19 protein-coding genes are annotated in these 19,344 nt (G+C 61.8%); 9 read left to right on the plus strand and 10 right to left on the minus strand.

Translation table 11 applies throughout. The features are described from left to right. The 6 genes from M3P21_RS10810 to pepN all read right to left on the minus strand — a co-directional run. A partial coding sequence (locus M3P21_RS10810) for a hypothetical protein (RefSeq protein ID WP_249709980.1) occupies nt 1-461 on the minus strand: 461 nt, incomplete at its 3' end. Between the two features lie 429 nt (nt 462-890). After that, entirely contained in the window at nt 891-2,402 is a 1,512-nt protein-coding gene (gatB, locus tag M3P21_RS10815) for an Asp-tRNA(Asn)/Glu-tRNA(Gln) amidotransferase subunit GatB (RefSeq protein ID WP_249709981.1), read from the minus strand. An 88-nt stretch (nt 2,403-2,490) separates the two neighbouring features. Then, a complete protein-coding gene (locus tag M3P21_RS10820; protein ID WP_249709982.1) occupies nt 2,491-3,762 on the minus strand; it encodes a hypothetical protein in 1,272 nt (423 codons plus the stop codon). Nucleotides 3,763-3,901: 139 nt separating this feature from the next. Continuing rightward, the gene (locus M3P21_RS10825; protein WP_249709983.1) at nt 3,902-4,330 is read right to left on the minus strand and encodes a hypothetical protein; all 429 of its coding nucleotides are present in this window, start codon (nt 4,328-4,330) and stop codon (nt 3,902-3,904) included. After that, nucleotides 4,330-5,070: an SDR family oxidoreductase gene (locus M3P21_RS10830; RefSeq protein ID WP_249709984.1), complete on the minus strand. Its 741-nt coding sequence runs from the start codon at nt 5,068-5,070 to the stop codon at nt 4,330-4,332. The genes M3P21_RS10825 and M3P21_RS10830 overlap by 1 nt, the downstream gene beginning before the upstream one ends. A gap of 3 nt (nt 5,071-5,073) precedes the next feature. After that, nucleotides 5,074-7,626: an aminopeptidase N gene (pepN, locus tag M3P21_RS10835; protein WP_249709985.1), complete on the minus strand. Its 2,553-nt coding sequence runs from the start codon at nt 7,624-7,626 to the stop codon at nt 5,074-5,076. 251 nt (nt 7,627-7,877) lie between these two features. On the opposite strand from pepN, the gene M3P21_RS10840 reads away from it, so the two are divergent. The 5 genes from M3P21_RS10840 to M3P21_RS10860 all read left to right on the plus strand — a co-directional run bounded on the left by M3P21_RS10840 (nt 7,878) and on the right by M3P21_RS10860 (nt 12,870). Continuing rightward, nucleotides 7,878-8,198 carry a hypothetical protein gene (locus M3P21_RS10840; protein ID WP_249709987.1) on the plus strand — a complete coding sequence of 107 codons (321 nt, stop codon included), beginning with the start codon at nt 7,878-7,880 and terminating at the stop codon, nt 8,196-8,198. Nucleotides 8,199-8,359: 161 nt separating this feature from the next. Further along, complete coding sequence (locus tag M3P21_RS10845) at nt 8,360-10,507, plus strand: malate synthase G (RefSeq protein ID WP_249709989.1); 2,148 nt, start codon at nt 8,360-8,362, stop codon at nt 10,505-10,507. A gap of 91 nt (nt 10,508-10,598) precedes the next feature. Further along, nucleotides 10,599-11,024 carry a GlcG/HbpS family heme-binding protein gene (locus M3P21_RS10850; RefSeq protein WP_249709990.1) on the plus strand — a complete coding sequence of 142 codons (426 nt, stop codon included), beginning with the start codon at nt 10,599-10,601 and terminating at the stop codon, nt 11,022-11,024. A 57-nt stretch (nt 11,025-11,081) separates the two neighbouring features. Continuing rightward, nucleotides 11,082-11,960, plus strand: a complete 879-nt coding sequence (locus tag M3P21_RS10855) for a DUF4396 domain-containing protein (protein ID WP_249709991.1) — start codon at nt 11,082-11,084, stop codon at nt 11,958-11,960. Nucleotides 11,961-12,090: 130 nt separating this feature from the next. Then, nucleotides 12,091-12,870 (plus strand): gamma-glutamyl-gamma-aminobutyrate hydrolase family protein, encoded by a 780-nt coding sequence (locus M3P21_RS10860; RefSeq protein WP_249709992.1) that lies wholly within the window; start codon nt 12,091-12,093, stop codon nt 12,868-12,870. Nucleotides 12,871-12,941: 71 nt separating this feature from the next. Here the strand turns inward: M3P21_RS10860 and M3P21_RS10865 are convergent, their stop codons facing one another. Together M3P21_RS10865 and M3P21_RS10870 are read right to left on the minus strand one after the other, a co-directional pair. Then, nucleotides 12,942-13,565, minus strand: a complete 624-nt coding sequence (locus M3P21_RS10865; protein WP_249709993.1) for an HD domain-containing protein — start codon at nt 13,563-13,565, stop codon at nt 12,942-12,944. Next, the gene (locus tag M3P21_RS10870) at nt 13,562-14,431 is read right to left on the minus strand and encodes a phytanoyl-CoA dioxygenase family protein (protein WP_249709994.1); all 870 of its coding nucleotides are present in this window, start codon (nt 14,429-14,431) and stop codon (nt 13,562-13,564) included. Before M3P21_RS10870 ends, M3P21_RS10865 begins: the two co-directional genes overlap by 4 nt. A 336-nt stretch (nt 14,432-14,767) precedes the next feature. Here M3P21_RS10870 and M3P21_RS10875 point away from each other — a divergent pair, with 336 nt between their 5' ends. Beyond that, entirely contained in the window at nt 14,768-15,844 is a 1,077-nt protein-coding gene (locus M3P21_RS10875; RefSeq protein WP_249709995.1) for a T6SS phospholipase effector Tle1-like catalytic domain-containing protein, read from the plus strand. Nucleotides 15,845-15,853: 9 nt separating this feature from the next. Here M3P21_RS10875 and M3P21_RS10880 read toward each other — a convergent pair whose 3' ends face one another. Together M3P21_RS10880 and metF are read right to left on the minus strand one after the other, a co-directional pair. After that, nucleotides 15,854-16,339 carry a PaaI family thioesterase gene (locus M3P21_RS10880; protein ID WP_249709996.1) on the minus strand — a complete coding sequence of 162 codons (486 nt, stop codon included), beginning with the start codon at nt 16,337-16,339 and terminating at the stop codon, nt 15,854-15,856. Nucleotides 16,340-16,398: 59 nt separating this feature from the next. Beyond that, nucleotides 16,399-17,265: a methylenetetrahydrofolate reductase [NAD(P)H] gene (gene metF / locus M3P21_RS10885; RefSeq protein ID WP_249709997.1), complete on the minus strand. Its 867-nt coding sequence runs from the start codon at nt 17,263-17,265 to the stop codon at nt 16,399-16,401. A gap of 88 nt (nt 17,266-17,353) precedes the next feature. Between metF and M3P21_RS10890 the strand changes: the two genes are divergently transcribed. The 3 genes from M3P21_RS10890 to M3P21_RS10900 all read left to right on the plus strand — a co-directional run bounded on the left by M3P21_RS10890 (nt 17,354) and on the right by M3P21_RS10900 (nt 19,344). Beyond that, the gene (locus M3P21_RS10890; protein WP_249709999.1) at nt 17,354-17,548 is read left to right on the plus strand and encodes a YqaE/Pmp3 family membrane protein; all 195 of its coding nucleotides are present in this window, start codon (nt 17,354-17,356) and stop codon (nt 17,546-17,548) included. A gap of 6 nt (nt 17,549-17,554) precedes the next feature. After that, entirely contained in the window at nt 17,555-18,460 is a 906-nt protein-coding gene (locus M3P21_RS10895; protein WP_249710000.1) for a LysR family transcriptional regulator, read from the plus strand. 92 nt (nt 18,461-18,552) lie between these two features. Continuing rightward, nucleotides 18,553-19,344, plus strand: a complete 792-nt coding sequence (locus M3P21_RS10900) for an inositol monophosphatase family protein (RefSeq protein ID WP_249710002.1) — start codon at nt 18,553-18,555, stop codon at nt 19,342-19,344.

Genomic DNA, 19,344 nt, shown 5'->3' on the forward strand with positions numbered 1-19,344 from the left:
AGTTGCCTTTCACGCAGACCCTTGTAGATACGGTTGTATGTCGCATTGATCATTGTGATTGAGCCGCAAATACTCGCAACAATAGCTCCGAGATTGAGTGCCACATCTTGAATCGCACTGAGCTCAATGAACCCCGGTGAGGAATATTTGATCTTCTTAATCTCAGGCTGCCGCTTCCTGCCGACAATACGCTTTACGCCATAGTAAAAGTGGACGGTAGAGAACCCCCCTTTCCAAGGGTAGCGAGCCATTTGCGAAAGCAACCGACCTTGCGTGTCAAAGCCGAGGCTACTGTCTGCACGAAGGGCGACTAAAGCAAATGCCGCGTAATATGACTGTTCAAAGTTTTTTGAGAATTCACTCAGCTCGTCTAGCTTCCATCTCTTGTCCAATTTGACAAAATATGAGGCAGGATCAGAAAATTGTGTTTGCGGGTCAAACTTATAGTCACCTTCTGCCAATCCAATTTCCCTTCAATATCAGTAAATCTGGAACAATATTTAGATTAGCTTGTCAGGTTGCCAAAGGGTTTACAACCCGGGCGAACTTTCAACAGTTGGCAGGATTTGGTGCATAAGTCATAAAATGTGGGCCAATGGCCAGACCCGAGCAAAATCACGGCGCGGAAGTGGTGCTCAAATCCGGTGCGAATTTGCCCTGTCGTGGTCGATACTTTCAAACTTTGCAAAGTCCGTGCCCTGCGCAAAGCGGGAGCCCGGTATATTGCGAAGGCTATGACGAAACAATGCAAGCCTGACAGTCACCCAACCCGCTGTGCCCCCTGTATCAGAGTCGCGCCGGTGACCCAAAAACAAAAAGGGCGTCACGAGTGACGCCCTTCGGAATGTCTAAATCAACCTTTTTGCCCGGCAAGGCAGGCTTGGGTGGTCTCACCCGCCCAGTTTCTGCGCCACCAACTGGTTCACCGCCTTGGGGTTGGCCTTGCCGCCGGTGGCTTTCATCACCTGACCCACGAACCAGCCCGCCAGTTTCGGGTTCACCTTGGCCTTTTCCACCTGCGCCGGGTTGGCGGCGATGATTTCGTCCAGGGCGGCCTCGATGGCGCCGGTATCCGTCACCTGCTTCATGCCGCGCGCGTCTACGATTTCAGCGGGGTCGCCGCCTGTCGTATAGACGATCTCGAAGAGATCCTTGGCGATCTTGCCCGAGATCGCATCCGAGGCGATCAGGTCGATGATCCCGCCCAGCTGCGTGGGCGAAACCGGCGAGTCGGTGATCTCGTGGTCTTCTTTCTTGAGCCGCCCGAACAGCTCGTTGATGACCCAGTTCGCGGCCAGCTTGCCGTTGCGCCCCTGTGCCACCTCTTCGAAATAGGCCGCCGATTCCACCTCGGCCGTCAGCACCGAGGCGTCGTAATCGGTCAGGCCGAAATCCGCGATAAAGCGCGCTTTCTTCTCGTCCGGCAGTTCCGGCAGCCCGGCGGCGATGTCATCGACCCAGGCCTGTTCGATCTCCAGCGGCAAAAGATCGGGGTCGGGGAAGTAGCGGTAATCATGCGCCTCTTCCTTGGAGCGCATCGAGCGCGTCTCACCCTTGTCGGGATCGTACAGGCGCGTTTCCTGATCCACCGTGCCGCCACCTTCAACGATGGCGATCTGGCGGCGGGCCTCGACCTCGATGGCTTGCTGGATGAAGCGCATGGAGTTCATGTTCTTGATCTCGCACCGCGTGCCGAGATAGTCGAAATCCTGGGTTTCCTGATATTTCTCATAAGCGCCCGGCAGGCAAATCGAGACGTTAACGTCCGCCCGCAGGTTGCCGTTCTGCATGTTGCCATCACACGTTCCCAGATAGCGCATGATCTGGCGGATCTTGGCGATATAGGCGGCGGCCTCTTCGGGGCCGCGAATGTCGGGGCGGGAGACGATCTCCATCAGGCAGACACCGGTGCGGTTGAGATCGACAAAGGACATGTTCGGGTCCATGTCGTGGATCGACTTACCCGCGTCCTGCTCCATGTGGATGCGTTCGATCCGCACCAGTCGGGCCGTGCCGTCGCCCATCTCGACCAGCACTTCGCCTTCGCCCACGATCGGGTGGTAGAGCTGGCTGATCTGATAGCCCTGCGGCAGGTCGGGGTAGAAGTAGTTCTTGCGGTCAAAGGCGGACTTCAGGTTGATATCGGCCTTCAGCCCCAACCCGGTGCGCACCGCCTGTTCGATACAATATTCGTTGATCACCGGCAGCATGCCCGGCATCGCCGCATCCACGAAGGCCACGTTCGAGTTCGGTTCCGCGCCGAACTGCGTCGAGGCGCCCGAGAACAGCTTGGCATTGGATGAGACCTGCGCATGCACCTCTATCCCGATCACCAGTTCCCAATCGTGCTTGGCTCCGGCAATGGTTTTGACTTTGGGCGTGTCGTAGGTCAGGTCCAGCATGGGGGCGCCTCATGTCCGTATCAGGTTCGACCCGCCTTCTAGGCCCGGCTCGGGTCGTGGGCAAGAGGCAATGCAGTGCGCGGCGGCTTCAGAGCGCCTCCAGCCGCAGCCCGTCAGGGGTGAAGGTGACCCGCTGGCCCTGACGGATTTCATCGGCAAACAGCGCTGAAAGGCAGCGCAGCGCATCCGCCCGCCCGCGCGAGGCGAACTGACGGGACGAGCGCACATGCAGATTGTTGACGAACCGATCCGAGGCATGGGCCCAGATCAGCGGGTGGATCTCGGTCAGGTGGTCGCGGATCAGCCAGTCGGCGGCGGCCGCGATCCGGGCGCGATTATCGCGACCCGGATCGTTCCCACCGGCCCCACCGGGCAGAGCAACACAGCAAAAGGCGGTCAGCAGATTGACCATCTCCTGATCGGGGCGGGCGCGCAGGATATCGCGCAGCCCGTCGAGAAAAAAGGGCACATCCACTCGCGCACAGGCCCCGGCATCCAGCACGATGGCGTCGAAATAGACCCAGGCATAGCCGCCGGCCCCCCACATGAACTGGGTGCGGACGGCGGTCCGGCGGGCCTCAAGTTCCAGCGCGCCGTAGCTGCCGAACCAGCGCGGCAGCATGTGATTGCCCAGCGCCCGCATATGGCGCGGGTTTTCCGGTGCCAGATCGATCAGCGTCTCATACTCGTCAGCGACGGCCAGGGCGCCATCGCTGCCGCCCGCGCGCGCGGCACAACCGGCTGCCAGCAGGGCCGGGCTTTGCAGGGTTGCGCCGCACTGGCGTGACAGCAGCGTTCGGGCGCGGTCGAAATGGGCGTTGGCGCGCCTTTCATGCCGGGGCGGGGTTGCCTCGGGCCAGCCCTGGCCGCGCCAGGCCCAGCCCAGATCGATATGGGTGAGCGCCACCACCAGCGCGATCATCGGGTCGCCCTGATGGTCCTGCAAGGCGGCCTCAAACCCCATCACGCCGTCCAGCAGCAGGTTTTCATCATCCGCGCTCTCCGAGGTCAACGCTTGCTCGACGCTCTCGACCACATCGGCGCGGGCCCCGAACGCCAGCAGGTCGACCGAGGGCAACCCGCCTTGCGTGCTGTCGCGCTGCGCCTCGGCCTGTCGCATCGCATGTGCCAGATCACCCCAGCGCTCTTGACGCACCAGAAACCGGCCGCGTTCCCGGATCAGGTCAGCCTCGCATTCTTCCAGCGCGCGCTCGTTCACGGGGATGTTCAGCCGGTCCTCGGCGACGAGCGCAGCGGGCACGCTCAGCCGTCTGACACGCGGGGATTTGGGCGCTTGTGCCTGCCGTCGCGGCGCCAGCGATCTCAGCCGATTTGCGATCGGTGCAATTCGTTTCAACATTCTCTGTCCTGCTCGCGTCTTTTTGTTCCTGACGCTGAATCTGCGCAGGGTTTGAGGCACAAACGTGGCCCGGAAGCGACCGAGAGGGACAGGTTTTGGGGTAATCTAAGGGTGCCGTTCCGGCATCCGCATCAATCCGTCAAAAGATCGCGAAATGATGCCGTTCCACGTGCAATCCGGCATGCTTCAGGCGGGCTTCGAAATCGCGATGCGGCGGCAGGCACTCATGGGGCAGGCGCAGTTTGCGGTCACTTTGCAGGATCAGCGTGACCCGCACCGACAGGTCCCAGCGGGTATCAAATCGCACGGTCTTGATGTCACCAAGGGCCATGTCGCGGCTGAGCGTGCCGGTGAACCAGCGCAACTCCTGCGCGGTCAGGCTCAGCCCCGCGCGCCGGTCGGTCAGGAATTCGTAAACCGCAGGCAAGGTGCAGAGCACGGCAAGAGCCGCGATCCACCAGACCAGGTCGATGGTAATCAGCCCCACCAGCAGCAGGGCGTAGACCGCGCCCAGAATGATCAGCGCGCGCCAACTGCGGCTGCGGTGATGATATTGGAACGCCTCCATCACCGCCCGCCCGTGACATCCAGCGTGGTGCCGGTGATGTAAGAGGCCTTGTCCGAGAGCAGAAACAGGATCGCCTCGGCCACATCCGTGACCGTGCCCGCGCGTTTGAGCGGCAGTGAGCCGCCGATCCGGTGCGCGCGGTCGGGGTCGCCACCCTTGGCGTGGATCTCGGTGTCGATAAAGCCGGGTCGCACCGCGTTGATGCGGATGCGCTCGCCAGCCATCTCGTCGGCAAAGCCCTTGGTAAAGGTGTCGATGGCGGCCTTGGAGGCGGCGTAATCGACATATTCATTGGCCGAGCCCAGCCGCGCCGCGCCCGAGGACAGGTTGACCACTGCGCCGCCCCGGCCACCGGCCTGCATGCGTTTGACCGCTTCGCTGGCCACCAGGATCGCGCCGATCACGTTCACATCGAAGATGCGCCGCAGCCTTGCGTGGGTCACCTCGGTCATGCGGATATGCAGATCGACGATGCCCGCGTTGTTCACCAGCGCGTCGAGCTGCGGAAAGGCCGCATCGAGCGTGGCGAATATCTGTTCGATCTGCACCGGGTCACTGACATCGCCGGGGCAGAGCACCACCGTTGCACCCGCAGCGCGCGCCGCTTTGGCAACCGCCTCGGCGCTTTCATGATCCTGCCGGTAGTTCAGGGCCAGATCATAGCCCCGCATGGCGGCCAGCCGCGCGGTTTCGGCCCCGATCCCGGCGCTGGCCCCGGTGATGAGCAGCGTGCGGCGCATCGCTCAGGCGTCCAGAATGCGGCTGACCATCTCGGTCGTGTCGCGGGACAACTCGGGCGTGGCCGCGATGCGTTCAAGCTGTGCCCGGATCAGCGCCTGCCGGTCGGCATCATAGCGTTTCCAGGTCTGGAAGGCCGAACACATCCGCGCCGTGGTCTGCGGGTTCACCGGATCAAGCCGGATCAGCCAATCCGCCAGCAGCGCATAAGATGTGCCATCGCCATGGTGAAAGCCTGCATGGTTCATCGCCAGCGGCCCCAGGACCGAACGGAACCGGTTCGGCGTCTTCCAATGGAAGTCGGGATGCCCGGTCAGCTTTTGCGCCACCGCGCAGGTTTGGTCGGGTTCGGCCAGCGAGACCTGCAGGCCGAACCATTTGTCGATCACCAGCCGGTCGGCCTGCCATTGGTCATAAAACGCCGCGAGTTCCTCTTGCCCCTTGCCCGCCCGCAGCAACGCACCCAGCGAAGAAAGCTGCAGGGTCATATTGTCGGATTTGGCGTATTCGCTGGCGGCAAGCTCTCCGCCATCAAGTCGGGTGGTCATCGAGAGCACCACGCTGCCCAGCGACCGTTTGCCCGACTGTTCGGCATCGGGGCGGTAGCTGGCATCGACGCGCATCTGGCTGTGCAGCCGCGGCAGCAGGTCCTGCGCGTGCTGCGCCATTGCCTGTTTCAGCGTCTCGCTTGCCCGCCAGATCGCCATCGGGTCGGGGATGAGGCCGCGATCGGCCAAGACACCTGCCAATTCCGATTGCGTCGGCAGCCCCGCCATCAGCGCGCGATAGGCCGGGTCAAGATCATCGTTTCGCAATACGCTGAGGACGCCGTCCAGATAATCACCCCCCGGTGTTTTACCATCGGTGATCATGCCGATCAGTGTCTCTGTGGCCAGCACCCGAGCCGCGCTCCAGCGGTTGAAAGGATCGGTGTCATGGGCCAGCAGAAAGGCCTGCGCATCGCGGCTGACACCATGCTCCAGAATGACCGGGGCGGAAAACTCGCGCAGGATCGAGGCGGTGGGTTTCGCGGCGAGACCGTCAAAACGGAATGTCTGGCGGGCCTCGGTCAGTTCCAGCGTCTGCGTCTCGCGCACCTCATCGCCATCGGGGCCGAGCAGGCCGACCGCGACGGGGATATGCATCGGCTGCTTGTCCACCTGACCGGGCGAGTCGGGAAGGCTCTGCGAGAGTGTGAGGGAATAGGTGCCATCCCCCCAATCCTCTTCGACCTTCACGCGCGGGGTGCCCGCCTGCGAATACCAGAGCTTGAACTGGCTCAACTCGCGACCGGTCACATCCTCGAACACTTTCAGCCAGTCTTCGATGGTGCAGGCCTGCCCGTCATGGCGCGCGAAATAGAGATCCAGCGCCTCGGCATAAGCCTGATCGCCCACCAGCCGTTTGAGCATGCCGATCACTTCGGCGCCTTTTTCATAAACGGTGGCGGTGTAGAAATTGTTGATCTCCTGAAAGCTCTCGGGGCGGACCGGGTGGGCGAGGGGGCCGTTATCCTCGGGGAACTGCCGCGCGCGCAGGTCGATCACATCGCCGATCCGTTTCACCGGCGCGCTGCGCACATCCGATGTGAACTGCGCGTCGCGGAAGACCGTCAGCCCCTCTTTCAGGCAGAGCTGGAACCAGTCGCGGCAGGTGATGCGGTTGCCGGTCCAGTTGTGGAAATACTCATGCGCGATGATCGCCTCGATCCGTTCGAAATTGGCATCCGTCGCGGTCTCCGGGCTGGCCAGAACGGCGGAGGAGTTGAAGACGTTCAGCCCCTTGTTTTCCATCGCGCCCATGTTGAAATCGTCCACGGCGACGATGTTGAACACATCGAGGTCATACTCGCGGCCATAGACATCCTCATCCCATTTCATCGAGCGTTTCAGCGCGTCCATGCCAAAGGCGCATTTGCCCTCATCGCCGGGGCGGACATAAAGGTTCAGGTCCACCTCGCGCCCCGAGACGGTGGTGAAGTGATCGGAATGAGCCACCAGATCGCCCGCCACCAGCGCAAAGAGATAGGCAGGCTTGGGCCAGGGGTCGTGCCATTCAGCAAAGCCCTCGCCGCTGTCGGTCGGGTTGCCATTGGACAAGAGGACCGGAAGATCGCCGTTCACCCGTACGGTGAAGGTGGACATCACATCGGGGCGGTCGGGGTAATAGGTGATCTTGCGGAACCCTTCGGCCTCGCATTGGGTGCAATACATGCCGTTGGACATGTATAGCCCTTCGAGGGCTGTGTTGTTTGCCGGGTCGATCTCGACCTCGGCCTCGAAGGTGAACGCACCATCAGGAACATCGCAGGTGAGGCCGGTTTCGGTCAGGGTCGGCGTGATTTCCTGGCCGTCGATAGCGGCGCGGATCAGCTTCAGTTGCTCGCCATGCAGGAAGAAGTCGGGGTGTTCAGCATCCGGTTTCGCGGCGAAACGGATTCGGCTGGTCACCCGGGTGGCGTTCGGAGCAAGATCAAAGATCAGGTTAACCTCGCGCACGTCAAAGCCGAATGGCGCATAGTCCTTGAGGTAGATTGTCTGAGGTGCTGCGTCTCGCATGGCGCGTTCGCCCTTCTTTCTGGTTTTCGTTGGCGCCATTGTGGCGGGCGGTCTCAAAGTGACCGCACGTCATGCGCGACTATAGTGCAAAACAATCCATTCAGAATTGATCTCTTCAGCAGAAGTTTGTCAGAACTCACCCCGACACGCTTTTGTGTCGAACAAATAGCGCTCTGGGATTGCGATGATCAAGGGCGCGCAAATGAAAACCGGCGACAGGAATAGAATGACGCCGGAACGAAGGGTTACAAATGGTACTGAACAAATTGAAACATCTGGCGCTGGTCGGTGCGTTGGTGCTGTCCGGGTGTGTGTCGCCGGATGTGGTGCAGCGCAACAACATCGGCGACACCAAGTTGAGCTGCGATGAAATTCACAATCAGATCGCGCAACTGGACGCGATCCGGGCGGAGGCGCGCAAGGGCCAAACGGTCTCGGGCCAGAATGTCGCGGCCGCCTTGCTGTTCTGGCCTGCGGTTATCGGCAATTATTCCAACGCGAGCGAAGCTCTGAAAGCGGCTGATGCGCGGCACGAAGTTCTGGTGTCGCTGAGCCGCAAACGGGGCTGTTAAGCGCCGCGTGCACAAACGCCACCGATCCGCCTTGGGGAGGTTGGATCGGTGCCGGACCTTCTGAATGCCAGAATAAGACGACTTTCTTTACACGTGTTGCCTATCGGAAACTTATTCCTTAGATCAAAGCGGCCAGAAAACATGACCAATCGGAGGGCAGAATGGGCGCGCGGATTGAAAAGCAGGGGCTACAGGTTGCGGCTGAATATGCGGATTTCATCGAGCGGCAGGCCCTGCCCGGGACCGGTGTGTCGCCGGATGATTTCTGGGCGGGGCTCAGCCGGCTGGCACATGACTTCGGTCCGGAAAACCGTGCCTTGCTGCAAAAGCGTGAGGATATCCAGCAGCAGATCGATGCCTGGCATGTCGCCCATCGCGACGCCCCCCACGATGCCGAGGCTTATAAGGCCTTTCTGACAGAGATTGGCTATCTGGTGCCCGAAGGCGCGGATTTCGAGATTGATACGGTCAATGTCGATCCCGAGATCGCGCTTGTGCCGGGACCGCAACTGGTGGTGCCGATCACCAACGCCCGCTATGCGCTGAATGCGGCGAATGCGCGGTGGGGATCGCTTTATGACGGGTATTACGGCACCGATGCGATGGGCTCTGCCCCGCCTTCGGGTGGCTATGACCGGGGCCGGGGCGCGCGGGTTGTGGCGCGGGCGCGGGTGTTTCTGGACGAGGCGTTTCCGATTTCCGGCACCAGCCACGCAGATGTGCGGCGCTACCATGTGAAGGGTGGCGCGCTGCTGATCGACGATCAGCCGCTTCTGCAGCCCGAGAAATTCGCCGGTTTTCGCGGTAACCCCAAAGCCCCGGATGCGGTGCTGCTGCGTAACAATGGTCTGCATGTGGAACTGGTTTTCGACCGCGCCCATGCCATCGGCAGCCGCGATCAGGCCGGGCTGGCGGATGTGCGGCTGGAAAGCGCGATGTCGGCGATCATGGATTGTGAAGACTCCGTCGCCTGCGTCGACGCCGAGGACAAGGTGCTGGCCTATTCCAACTGGCTGGGGCTGATGAAGGGCGATCTGGAGGCCACTTTCCAGAAAGGCGGCAAGACCGTCAGCCGGGCGCTGAATGCGGATCGCGACTTCATAGGCCCCGATGGCGCTCCTGTGGTGCTGAAGGGCCGCGCACTGCTCTGGGTGCGCAATGTCGGGCATCTGATGACCAACCCGGCGGTGCTGGATCGCGACTGCAATGAGATCTTCGAAGGGCTGATGGATGGGCTGACCACCACTCTGATCGCCATGCACGACCTGCAGCGCGAGAGCGGCAATTCAGTGCATGGCTCGGTCTATATCGTGAAGCCCAAGATGCACGGGCCGGACGAGGTCGCGTTCACTGACCGCATCTTCGACGCGGTCGAGGACATCCTCAGCCTGCCGCGCCACACCGTGAAGATCGGTGTGATGGATGAGGAACGCCGCACCAGTGCCAACCTCAAGGAATGTATCCGCGCGGCGAAATCGCGGGTCGCCTTTATCAACACCGGCTTTCTGGATCGGACCGGCGACGAGATTCACACCTCGATGGAGGCGGGGCCGTTCAGCCGCAAGGATTTCATCAAACGCAAGGGCTGGATCGGGGCCTATGAGACCCAGAATGTGGATATCGGGCTGGAATGCGGGCTGATGGGCCGGGCGCAGATCGGCAAAGGCATGTGGGCCATGCCCGACCTGATGGCGGCAATGCTGGAACAGAAGATCGAGCATCCCAAATCGGGCGCGACCTGCGCTTGGGTGCCCAGCCCGACAGCCGCGACCCTGCATGCGTTGCATTATCACAAGGTCGATGTGATGGCGGTGCAGACGCGCCTGCGCGCAGGCGGACGGCGGGCCCATCTGGACGGGCTGCTGGAGATTCCGCTGGCCGCGTTCCGCAAATGGACGCCGGAGCAGATCACGCGCGAGGTCGAGAACAATGCGCAGGGTATCCTCGGCTACGTGGTGCGCTGGGTCGATCAGGGTGTGGGTTGCTCCAAAGTGCCCGATCTGAACGATGTGGGTCTGATGGAGGACCGCGCGACCTGCCGCATCTCGGCCCAGCATATCGCCAACTGGCTGCATCACGGGGTGGTGGATGCGCAGCAGGTGATGGGCCGCTTGCGCAAGATGGCCGAGGTTGTGGACCGCCAGAACGCGGGTGACCCGGAGTATCGCCCGATGGCGCCCGGCTATGACGGGATCGCGTTTCAGGCCGCCTGTGATCTGGTGTTCAAGGGGCGGACGCAGCCCTCGGGCTATACCGAGCCGGTATTGCATGCGCGGCGATTGGAATTGAAAGCCTCGACGGGGGCCTGAGCCGGTAAGCGGGAAGGGGCTGTCTGCCCCCTCTGCCCCCGCGGGGCATTCAGTCCCGAGAAATTTTTAGCCAGAGGAAGAGGAACAGGTCATGGCATTGTCACTGAGGCGCGCGCGTACAATCATTCGCAAGACTTTGGAGAAGGGCCGCGAGCTGGAACTAAAACCGCTCTCGGTCGTGGTTCTGGATGCGGGCGGGCATGTGCAGGCGTTCGAGCGCGAGGACGGGGCGGCGCCGGGGCGGTTCGCGATTGCGCATGGCAAGGCCTATGGGGCGGTGATGCTGGGCATGGCGGGCACCGCACAGATGCAGCGCGCCGAGGGTCAGGCCTATTTCATGGCCGCTGTGAACGGTGTCTATGGCGGGCAGGTGGTGCCGGTGCCTGGCGGCGTGTTGGTGCGCGACAAGAAAGGCGCGGTGATTGCTGCTATTGGCGTCACGGGTGACACATCGGACAATGACGCCGCAGCGGCCCTTGCGGCGATCGAGGCGGTGGGGCTGACCGGCGAGATTTGATCGTCTTGCGGCGATAACCGGTATAATCTTCGATCATACGGATTGGGGAGAATACCGATGATCGAGGGCGCAATGCTGGTCTGGTTTCTGCTCACGGGTGCGAGCGCGGCATTTGTGATATGGGATTCGCTGTTCAATGGCGTGACAAGCTGGGTGCAGCGGGCGGCCTGGATACTGGTGACGCTCTACACCGGGCCGGTGGGGCTGTTCTTCTACCTGCTGACTTGCCGACGGCCGTTTCCCGGCGGGCACGATGCCTTCACCAGGACCACCTGGAAGCAGGGCGTTAACAGTGAGATGCATTGTGTGGCCGGGGATGCCACCGGCATCATCGTGGCGGCAAGCCTGGTGCATTTCCTGACCCTGCCCAATGGCTGGGATATCGTGGTCGAGTATTCCTTTGGGTTCATATCGGGCCTTTTCATCTTTCAGGCTCTGATGATGTTGCCGATGTTCGGCAGCTACACCCAGGCAGTGCGCAAGACGATCTTTGCCGAAACCGTGTCGATGAATTTCGTGATGACCGGCATGATCCCGACGATGGTGCTGCTCGCCGCAGCCTGGCCCGGTTCGGAGGACCCGCTGACGCTGGGTTTCTGGTTTCGCATGAGTCTGGCGACCGTTGTCGGTGCTGTAGTGGCCTTTCCGATCAACTACTGGCTGGTGGCGAACCACCTCAAACACGGCTGCATGACGCTGCCCGGTGCGGATGGTCCGGCGCCGGACATGGGGCACCGTTCGTCGGAAATGGCGGGGCATGAGGGTATGGAGATGGGCGGTCAAATGGATCACGACATGAAGCGCGACCACAAGATGGCCATGCGGTCCGTGCCGACCGGGCAGGCTCTGGCTTGGATCATCGGCACCTATGCGCTGCTGATTGCGGCGCTGTGGCTGACTTCGCGAATGACGCCGATCACGTTCCAGGGTTGGTAGCGCGGCTACACCTCACTATTGTGCAGGGTTCCACATGCGCCTGCGCCATGACGCAGAATGTGCATTGTTGCGAAGCGGATAGGGCGGCAATACAGTCAATCACAACATGAAACCCAGTGCAGGAGCATCCATGGCGCGTCCGGTTGTCGGCATCATCGGCAATTCCTACCTGATGAACGATCAGTATCCGACCCATGCGGGCGGGACGATGAATTCGGATGCGGTGGCCAATGTCTCGGAATGCCTGCCGCTGCTGATCCCGTCGGACCCGCGCTTTGTCTCGGTCGCGGAATTGCTCGAGGTCTGCGATGGCTTCGTGCTGACCGGCGGGCGGCCCAATGTGCATCCGGCGGAATATGGCGAAGCCGAGACCGAAGCGCATGGCGAGTTCGACCGGGCGCGTGATGCGATCGTGTTGCCGCTGGTGCGCGCCTGCGTCGAGCGGGGACAGCCGTTCTTCGGTATCTGCCGGGGGTTTCAGGAGGTGAATGTCGCCATGGGTGGCACGCTCTACCCCGAAATTCGCGATTTGCCCGGGCGAACGAACCACCGGATGCCGCCCGACGGTACGCTGGAGGAAAAGTTCGCTCTGCGCCATGTGGTGACACTGCGCGAGGGCGGGGTGTTTCACAAGGTTCTGGGTGCGCGCGAGGTGATGACCAACACGCTGCACGGGCAAGGGATCAACACGCCCGGCGAACGGATCGTGATCGACGGAGAGGCTGCGGATGGGACGCCCGAGGCGATCTATGTCGAGGACGCGCCGGGCTTTACCCTGTCGGTGCAATGGCACCCGGAGTGGAATCCGGGCAGTGACCCGGTGTCGCGCCCGCTGTTTTGCGCATTTGGCGATGCGGTGCGGGAATGGTCCGTGTCGCGGCGCGGAATCGGATATCAGAAATCCGCCTGAACCGGGTGACAAGGCCGTTTGATACGCCTTATCCCGCGGTCACACTGCTGGCATCTTTGTTTTTCGCGCGTTCAGGCGGCGCGTTCTGCGGCTCTGACAGGGTCGCTCAGAGGGGCCCGTTGTCCCGGGCGGATCACCTCCGGGTCATAGGGTTTGCGGTCAAACACCTCGCGGACCATGGGCACGAAGAACTCCAGCGGTAGCGTGTCATAATCCGGGTCGAACGAGGCCTGATCCCAGCGTTCGCAAAACACCGCGTTGTCGTCGAAACAGGGGTGGCCGCGATGGCGGTCGCGCTTGTTCTGGTCGAACCCCTCCAGGTGATGCCCGTAATAGAGCATCTGGAAATCGCCATGGGTCTGGACCACCCAGGCGCATTGTTCGCGCACAAAGGGTCTGAGGATCGTGGCGGCGTATTCGTCATGATTATAGGGCGCGTAGATGTCGCCGATATCGTGCAACAGGGCCGAGACGACCCAATCGGTATCGGCCCCGTCGCGCCAGGCGCGGGTGGCCGATTGCAGCGAATGGCCCAGCCGGGTGACCTGATAGCCCGACAGGCTTTCGTCCAACTCGACCAGCGCCTTGAGCAGCCGATCGGCGGTATGTCGTGTGTGGTCGATCTCATGGGCGGTGAGAAATTCATACTCTTCCCGCGTGCCGTCCTTCATCTGGGTGAACTTGACCTGTTTCATCCTGCATAGACCCCTTTCTGTTCCTTGGCCCCGGCCATCTTGGCGGCAAGCTCGGCCTTCATGACCTCTTCATAAAGCGCCAGCGAACGCGGCGCGAACAGGGTTTCGGGCGGCGCCATCAATGTGAAATTGCCATGCCGGTCCGCCCCGCGCGCGAGCATGGCATAGTCGCGGTCGGCCACCTGCTGGGCAATATCAGGCCGGCAATAGCGGATCACCAGCCCGATCCGCCGGTCATCGGAACTGTTGGCGCCCGAGCCGTGGATCGTCAGCCCGTGATGCAGCGACATCTGGCCCGGCTGCAACTCGATCGCGACCTTGTCTTCATCGGCCACATCGACCTTGATCTCTTGCCCGCGGCTCAAAAGGTTGGTGTCGCTGAACGTGTCTTCATGCGGCAGGATCGGGTTCTTGTGGCTGCCCGCCACAAAATCCATGCAGCCCGAAGCGGGTGTGGCGGGCGACAGCGCCAGCCAGGCAGTGACCAGCCCGTCGATCTCGCCCAGCCCCCAATAGGTCAGGTCCTGATGCATGGTGACAATATGCCGGGTCTGCGGTTCCTTGACGAAGAACTCGACCGCATAGATCAGGATATCTGGGCCGAGGATGGGTTCGACCGCGTCCAGTATCCTGGGGTCCATCGCAACCTGATAGGCCATCGGCATCACGCAATGGGCGTTGATCTTCTTGTAGGTATTGAGCGGGCGGGGCAGGTCGCTATCGGTCCAGTCCCGCTCGATCCGCTGGAATTTGACGCGCCACTGCGCGGCCTCGTCCGTGCCCATCACGGTGAGCGGGAACAGGAAACCGTCGCGCCAATAGGCCTGCGTCTGGTCTGTCGTCAGGGTCGCATCTCCCTGCGTCATGGCTGGGTCCTCCGCCCGGTTGCGATTCTGCTGCGATCAGTGTCGTGGGGGGGCTGCGGCGGTGTCCACGCCATCTCCGACATCGATATTGTCGCATCCGGTATGGTCTGGCCGCGTTGCGCCAGCATATCGCCGTAATTGTGCCCGATCCGCCCGTTAGGCTGTGCTGCATGGTTACAACGGCTCACGGCAACGTTTCTTGTGTGTATCTTGTCACAGACGCACCGGGTGCCCATGATTTAAGGTACATCTATATTGATCCCGCCGAGGCGAGGGGGCGCCGAAGCGGATATCGCAGGAGATTGTGGCCCCTGAGTGTATGAGAACGGGTGCGGTATGGGTTTCTCACGGCTGAGTAGAAAATTGCTGGGATGGCTTGGAAAGCCGTTGCGTTCCGAGCATTCCGCCGAGACGGCGCATCGCCTGCCGAAGGTGCATGTGATCATCCTCGATGGCACCATGTCCACACTTGAGCCCGGTCGCGAGACCCATGCGGGCCTGACCTATCGGCTGCTGAGCGAGATGGGCGGGCAGGTGTCGGTGTTCTACGAATCCGGTGTGCAATGGCAAAGCTGGCGTGGCACCACGGATGTGCTGCTGGGCCGTGGGATCAACCGACAGATCCGCCGGGCCTATGGCTATCTCGCCTCGCGCTACAAGCCCGGCGACAAGATTTTCCTGATGGGGTATTCACGCGGGGCTTACGGCGTGCGCAGCCTTGCGGGCGTGCTGGACATGGTCGGGCTGCTCAAGGCCGAACATGCGACCGAGCGCAATATCCGGCAGGCGTACCGTCATTATGAATGCAACCCGCGCGGGCCCCACGCAGCGGATTTTGTGCGCGCCTATTGCCATGAGGATGTGCCGATCGAGATGATCGGGGTCTGGGATACGGTCAAGGCACTTGGCTTGCGTCTGCCGCTGCTGTGGCGCTGGGCCGAGGCGCGTCATGCGTTTCACAACCATCAACTGGGTCCAAGCGTACGCCACGGCTATCACGCGCTGGCGCTGGATGAGTCGCGCGAAGTGTTCGAGCCGGTGCTGTGGAAATGCGACCCCAGTTTCAAGGGACATGTGGAACAGGTCTGGTTCCGGGGGTCACATGGCGATGTCGGCGGCCAGCTTGGCGGGTTTGACGCAGCACGTCCGCTGTCCAATATCTCGCTGCTCTGGATGCTGGATCACGCCAAGGCGCATGGTCTGCCGCTGCCGCAGGGCTGGCGCATGCGGTTTGCCACCGATGCCGGCGCGCCTTCGGCCGGAACATGGCGCGGATGGGGCAAGATTTTCCTGTTGCGCGGCAGGCGCCGGATTGGTCAAGACCCGTCAGAGCGGTTGCACGAGTCAATTCCGCGCGAAGCGCTGGAAAAGACCGAGGACGCATTGTCCTTGCAATCCCATGCGGTCAACTGACCAGACGCCTCAGCCTCTCGGCAGCGACAGCACGATGCAGGTGGTTGAGCCGGTCGCATAAAGCCGCCCGTCTTCGACGCCGCGAATTTCTCCTCGCGCCACGCCGGTGGAGCGTCCGACATGTTCGGCCAGCCCCTCGCATTCCACTTCGGCATCCAGCGGAATCGCGCGGAGAATGTTGATCTTGTATTCCAGCGTCGTGAGGGCCACCCCGGAGGGCAGGCGGGTCTGCACCGCGCAGGTCATGGCGCTGTCCAGCAGCGTACCGTACCAACCACCATGCACGGTACCCTGCGGGTTGCAGGTATCGAATGTGGGGGCGCCGCGAAAACAGACGCGGCCCTCTTCGACCGTGTGCATCTGGTAGCCCAGCGTCTTGCCAATGGGCGGGGCGGGCAGGCGACCTTCAAGGATGCCACGGATGAAGTCCAGCCCCGACATCGCGGCCAGATCATTGGGGTTGAACAACTCGTTTGGTCCGTCCGCATAAAGCATGTCGCCTCCTGCCGTGGTGATCTGTTCACGTTAGGCAGAAAAGGCTGACAGGCAAGGTCTTATGCGACGTTCTGCAAGTCCACCTGCGGCACGATCCCCAGCGCGAAACAAACATCGCGGGTCAGTTCGGGACGGTTGAGCGTGTAGAAATGCAGCTTGTTGACGCCGCCGTCGATCAAGTTCGAGCAAAGCTCGGTGCAGACTGCGGTGGCCAGCAGATCCTCGCGCCCGTCGCGGGTGGCTTTTTCGAAGGCATTGATCAGCCATTCGGGGATATGCGCGCCGCAGCGCTTGGCGAAGTTCTGCACGCCGGACCAGTTTTCGATCGGCAGGATGCCCGGCGTAATCGGCGCGTCGATCCCCGCCTTTTCGCAGGCGTCGCGGAAACGGAAGAAGCTTTCCGCGTCAAAGAAGAACTGGGTCAGCGCCTCATTTGCGCCTGCGTCGATCTTGGCCTTGAGCCAGTCGATGTCGTTCTGCGCATCGGCAGCCTCCGGATGCAGGTCCGGATAAGCACCGACACGGATGTTGAACTTGCCGGTCTCGGCCAGCGCCTCGATCAATTCGACCGAGCTGGCAAAACCGTCGGCATGTGCGCGAAACCCGCCCGCGCCTTTGGGCGGATCGCCACGCAGGGCAACGATATCGGTTACGCCGGCTTCGGCGTAATCATGGGCGATCTTGAGGGTTTCCTCGCGGGTGGCGTTCACGCAGGTCAGATGCGCCGCCACGTTCAGGCCCGAATTCTTGTTCAGCGTGGTTACCGCGTCGCGGGTCAGATCGCGGGTGGTGCCGCCCGCGCCATAGGTCACCGAGACAAAACGCGGATCGAGCGGCGCCAGTGTCTGAACCGTATCCCACAGCCGAAACGAGGCCTCCAGCGATTGCGGCGGGAAGAATTCGAAGGAAATGTCTGGTGTGCTCATGGTCGTGTCCTCAATGTATTTCCCCTCTTGTCGCACATGCAGCATTGTGAAACAATTTCATAACACTCAAGTATAACATGAGGTGAGTATGAGGTTGGTTCTGGCGATCCTGTTGCCGTTTTTCGTGTTCTTCACGATCCGGCGCCCGTGGCAGGGGATATTTTGCCTGCTCTTGCAACTGACGCTGATCGGCTGGATTCCGGCGGCGATCTGGGCGGTTTATTCGCTCAGCCAATACAAGACCGAGCGCAAGATCGAAGACAGTCTCGGACGCAGGAACTGACCTGATATGCATATCGAATTTCGCCATTTGCGCACCATCAAGGCCATTCATGACTATGGCGGGCTGGCGCGGGCGGCAGATCAGCTCAACATCACGCAATCGGCGTTGAGCCACCAGATCAAGGGGCTGGAAGATCAGGCCGGGGTCGAGCTGTTCGTGCGCCGCTCAAAGCCGATGCGGCTGTCCCCGGCGGGGCAGCGGCTGCTGCGGCTGGCCGAACAGGTTTTGCCGCAGGTCGAGGCGACGCTGTCCGAATTTTCCTCGCTGCGCGACGGGCGCTCGGGGCGGATGCATATCGCGATCGAGTGCCATGCCTGTTTCGAATGGCTGTTCCCGGTGCTGGAGGCGTTCCGCAAAAGCTGGCCGGATGTGGATGTTGATATTCGCCCCGGTCTTGCCTTCGACGCGCTGCCCGCGCTGCAGAAGGAAGAGGTTGATCTGGTCGTGTCCTCGGACCCCGAAGAGCTGCCCGGCGTCGAATTTGTGGAACTCTTTGACTATAATGCCGTTTTCGTGGCTGCGGCGACCCATCCTCTGGCCTCGAAGCCTTATGTCGACGCCGAGGATTTTCGCGGCGAGACGCTGATCACCTATCCAGTCGAACGCACGCGGCTGGATGTGTTCAGCCAGTTGCTGATCCCGGCCAAAGTTGAACCTACTGCCATCCGGCAGGTCGAGCTGACGGCGGTGATCCTGCTGTTGGTGGCGTCGAACCGGGGTATCTCGGTGCTGCCCGACTGGGTGGTGCGTGAGGTGAAATACAGCTCGGACTATGTGACGCGACCCCTGACCGAAAGCGGCATCACCCGGCGTCTCTATGCGGCGATCCGGTCGGATGATATGGACAAGCCCTTCGTGCGCAAGCTGGTCGATCTGGCGCGGGTCGAGGCGCGCAAGCTGCAGACTCAATGACCCGCGCAGGGCCGCTATGCAAAAGCGTCCCTTGGCAAGCCATTGGGGCCGCTATATACGCGCGCGGTAACCCGGACAGGAGCCTTTGACCAATGAATGGCAGCGCGAACCTCAACATCATGATCAAGGCTGCCCGCAAGGCTGGCCGGTCGCTCGTCAAGGATTTCCGCGAGGTGGAGAATCTGCAGGTCTCGGCCAAGGCGGCGGGCGACTTCGTGTCCAAGGCTGATCTGTCCGCTGAGGCGATCATCAAGGAAGAGCTGCGCGGCGCGCGCCCGACCTATGGCTGGATCGCCGAAGAGGGCGGTGCCGAGGATGGCGAAGACCCGACCCGCCGCTGGCTGGTCGACCCGCTGGACGGCACCACCAACTTTCTGCATGGGATGCCGCATTGGGCCGTTTCCATCGCGCTGGAACACAAGGGCCAGATCGTGGCCGCCGTGGTGTTCGACCCCGCCAAGGACGAGATGTTCGTGGCCGAAAAGGGCTCTGGCGCATGGCTGAACGAAAGCCGCATCCGGGTCTCCTCGCGCAATCGCATGATCGAGTCGGTGTTCGCCACCGGTCTGCCCTTTGGCGCACGCTCGGGCGATCTGCCCGAGACGCTGCAGGATCTGGCACGCATTCTACCGGCAACGGCGGGCGTGCGCCGCTGGGGCTCTGCCGCGCTCGATCTGGCCTATGTCGCGGCGGGACGCTACGAGGGGTATTGGGAGCGCAGCCTGCAAGATTGGGACATGGCAGCGGGCATCCTGCTGGTGCGCGAGGCAGGTGGTCTGGTCGAGGCGGTGAACCCCGAGCAGAAGCTGCTGGAAAGCGGCGATGTGCTCTGCGCCAACGAGCCGATTTTCAACCAGTTCGCCAAGGTGATCCGCAACACCTGA

The organism is Ruegeria spongiae (genome assembly GCF_023502395.1).
Taxonomy (GTDB): Bacteria; Pseudomonadota; Alphaproteobacteria; order Rhodobacterales; family Rhodobacteraceae; genus Ruegeria_C; species Ruegeria_C spongiae.

Coding starts and splice junctions, on each gene's coding strand:
- gatB (WP_249709981.1), bottom strand. CDS start 2,402: ATGCTGGACCTGACCTACGACACGCCCAAAGTCAAAACCATTGCCGGA.
- M3P21_RS10820 (WP_249709982.1), bottom strand. CDS start 3,762: ATGTTGAAACGAATTGCACCGATCGCAAATCGGCTGAGATCGCTGGCG.
- M3P21_RS10825 (WP_249709983.1), bottom strand. CDS start 4,330: ATGGAGGCGTTCCAATATCATCACCGCAGCCGCAGTTGGCGCGCGCTG.
- M3P21_RS10830 (WP_249709984.1), bottom strand. CDS start 5,070: ATGCGCCGCACGCTGCTCATCACCGGGGCCAGCGCCGGGATCGGGGCC.
- pepN (WP_249709985.1), bottom strand. CDS start 7,626: ATGCGAGACGCAGCACCTCAGACAATCTACCTCAAGGACTATGCGCCA.
- M3P21_RS10840 (WP_249709987.1), top strand. CDS start 7,878: ATGGTACTGAACAAATTGAAACATCTGGCGCTGGTCGGTGCGTTGGTG.
- M3P21_RS10845 (WP_249709989.1), top strand. CDS start 8,360: ATGGGCGCGCGGATTGAAAAGCAGGGGCTACAGGTTGCGGCTGAATAT.
- M3P21_RS10850 (WP_249709990.1), top strand. CDS start 10,599: ATGGCATTGTCACTGAGGCGCGCGCGTACAATCATTCGCAAGACTTTG.
- M3P21_RS10855 (WP_249709991.1), top strand. CDS start 11,082: ATGATCGAGGGCGCAATGCTGGTCTGGTTTCTGCTCACGGGTGCGAGC.
- M3P21_RS10860 (WP_249709992.1), top strand. CDS start 12,091: ATGGCGCGTCCGGTTGTCGGCATCATCGGCAATTCCTACCTGATGAAC.
- M3P21_RS10865 (WP_249709993.1), bottom strand. CDS start 13,565: ATGAAACAGGTCAAGTTCACCCAGATGAAGGACGGCACGCGGGAAGAG.
- M3P21_RS10870 (WP_249709994.1), bottom strand. CDS start 14,431: ATGACGCAGGGAGATGCGACCCTGACGACAGACCAGACGCAGGCCTAT.
- M3P21_RS10875 (WP_249709995.1), top strand. CDS start 14,768: ATGGGTTTCTCACGGCTGAGTAGAAAATTGCTGGGATGGCTTGGAAAG.
- M3P21_RS10880 (WP_249709996.1), bottom strand. CDS start 16,339: ATGCTTTATGCGGACGGACCAAACGAGTTGTTCAACCCCAATGATCTG.
- metF (WP_249709997.1), bottom strand. CDS start 17,265: ATGAGCACACCAGACATTTCCTTCGAATTCTTCCCGCCGCAATCGCTG.
- M3P21_RS10890 (WP_249709999.1), top strand. CDS start 17,354: ATGAGGTTGGTTCTGGCGATCCTGTTGCCGTTTTTCGTGTTCTTCACG.
- M3P21_RS10895 (WP_249710000.1), top strand. CDS start 17,555: ATGCATATCGAATTTCGCCATTTGCGCACCATCAAGGCCATTCATGAC.
- M3P21_RS10900 (WP_249710002.1), top strand. CDS start 18,553: ATGAATGGCAGCGCGAACCTCAACATCATGATCAAGGCTGCCCGCAAG.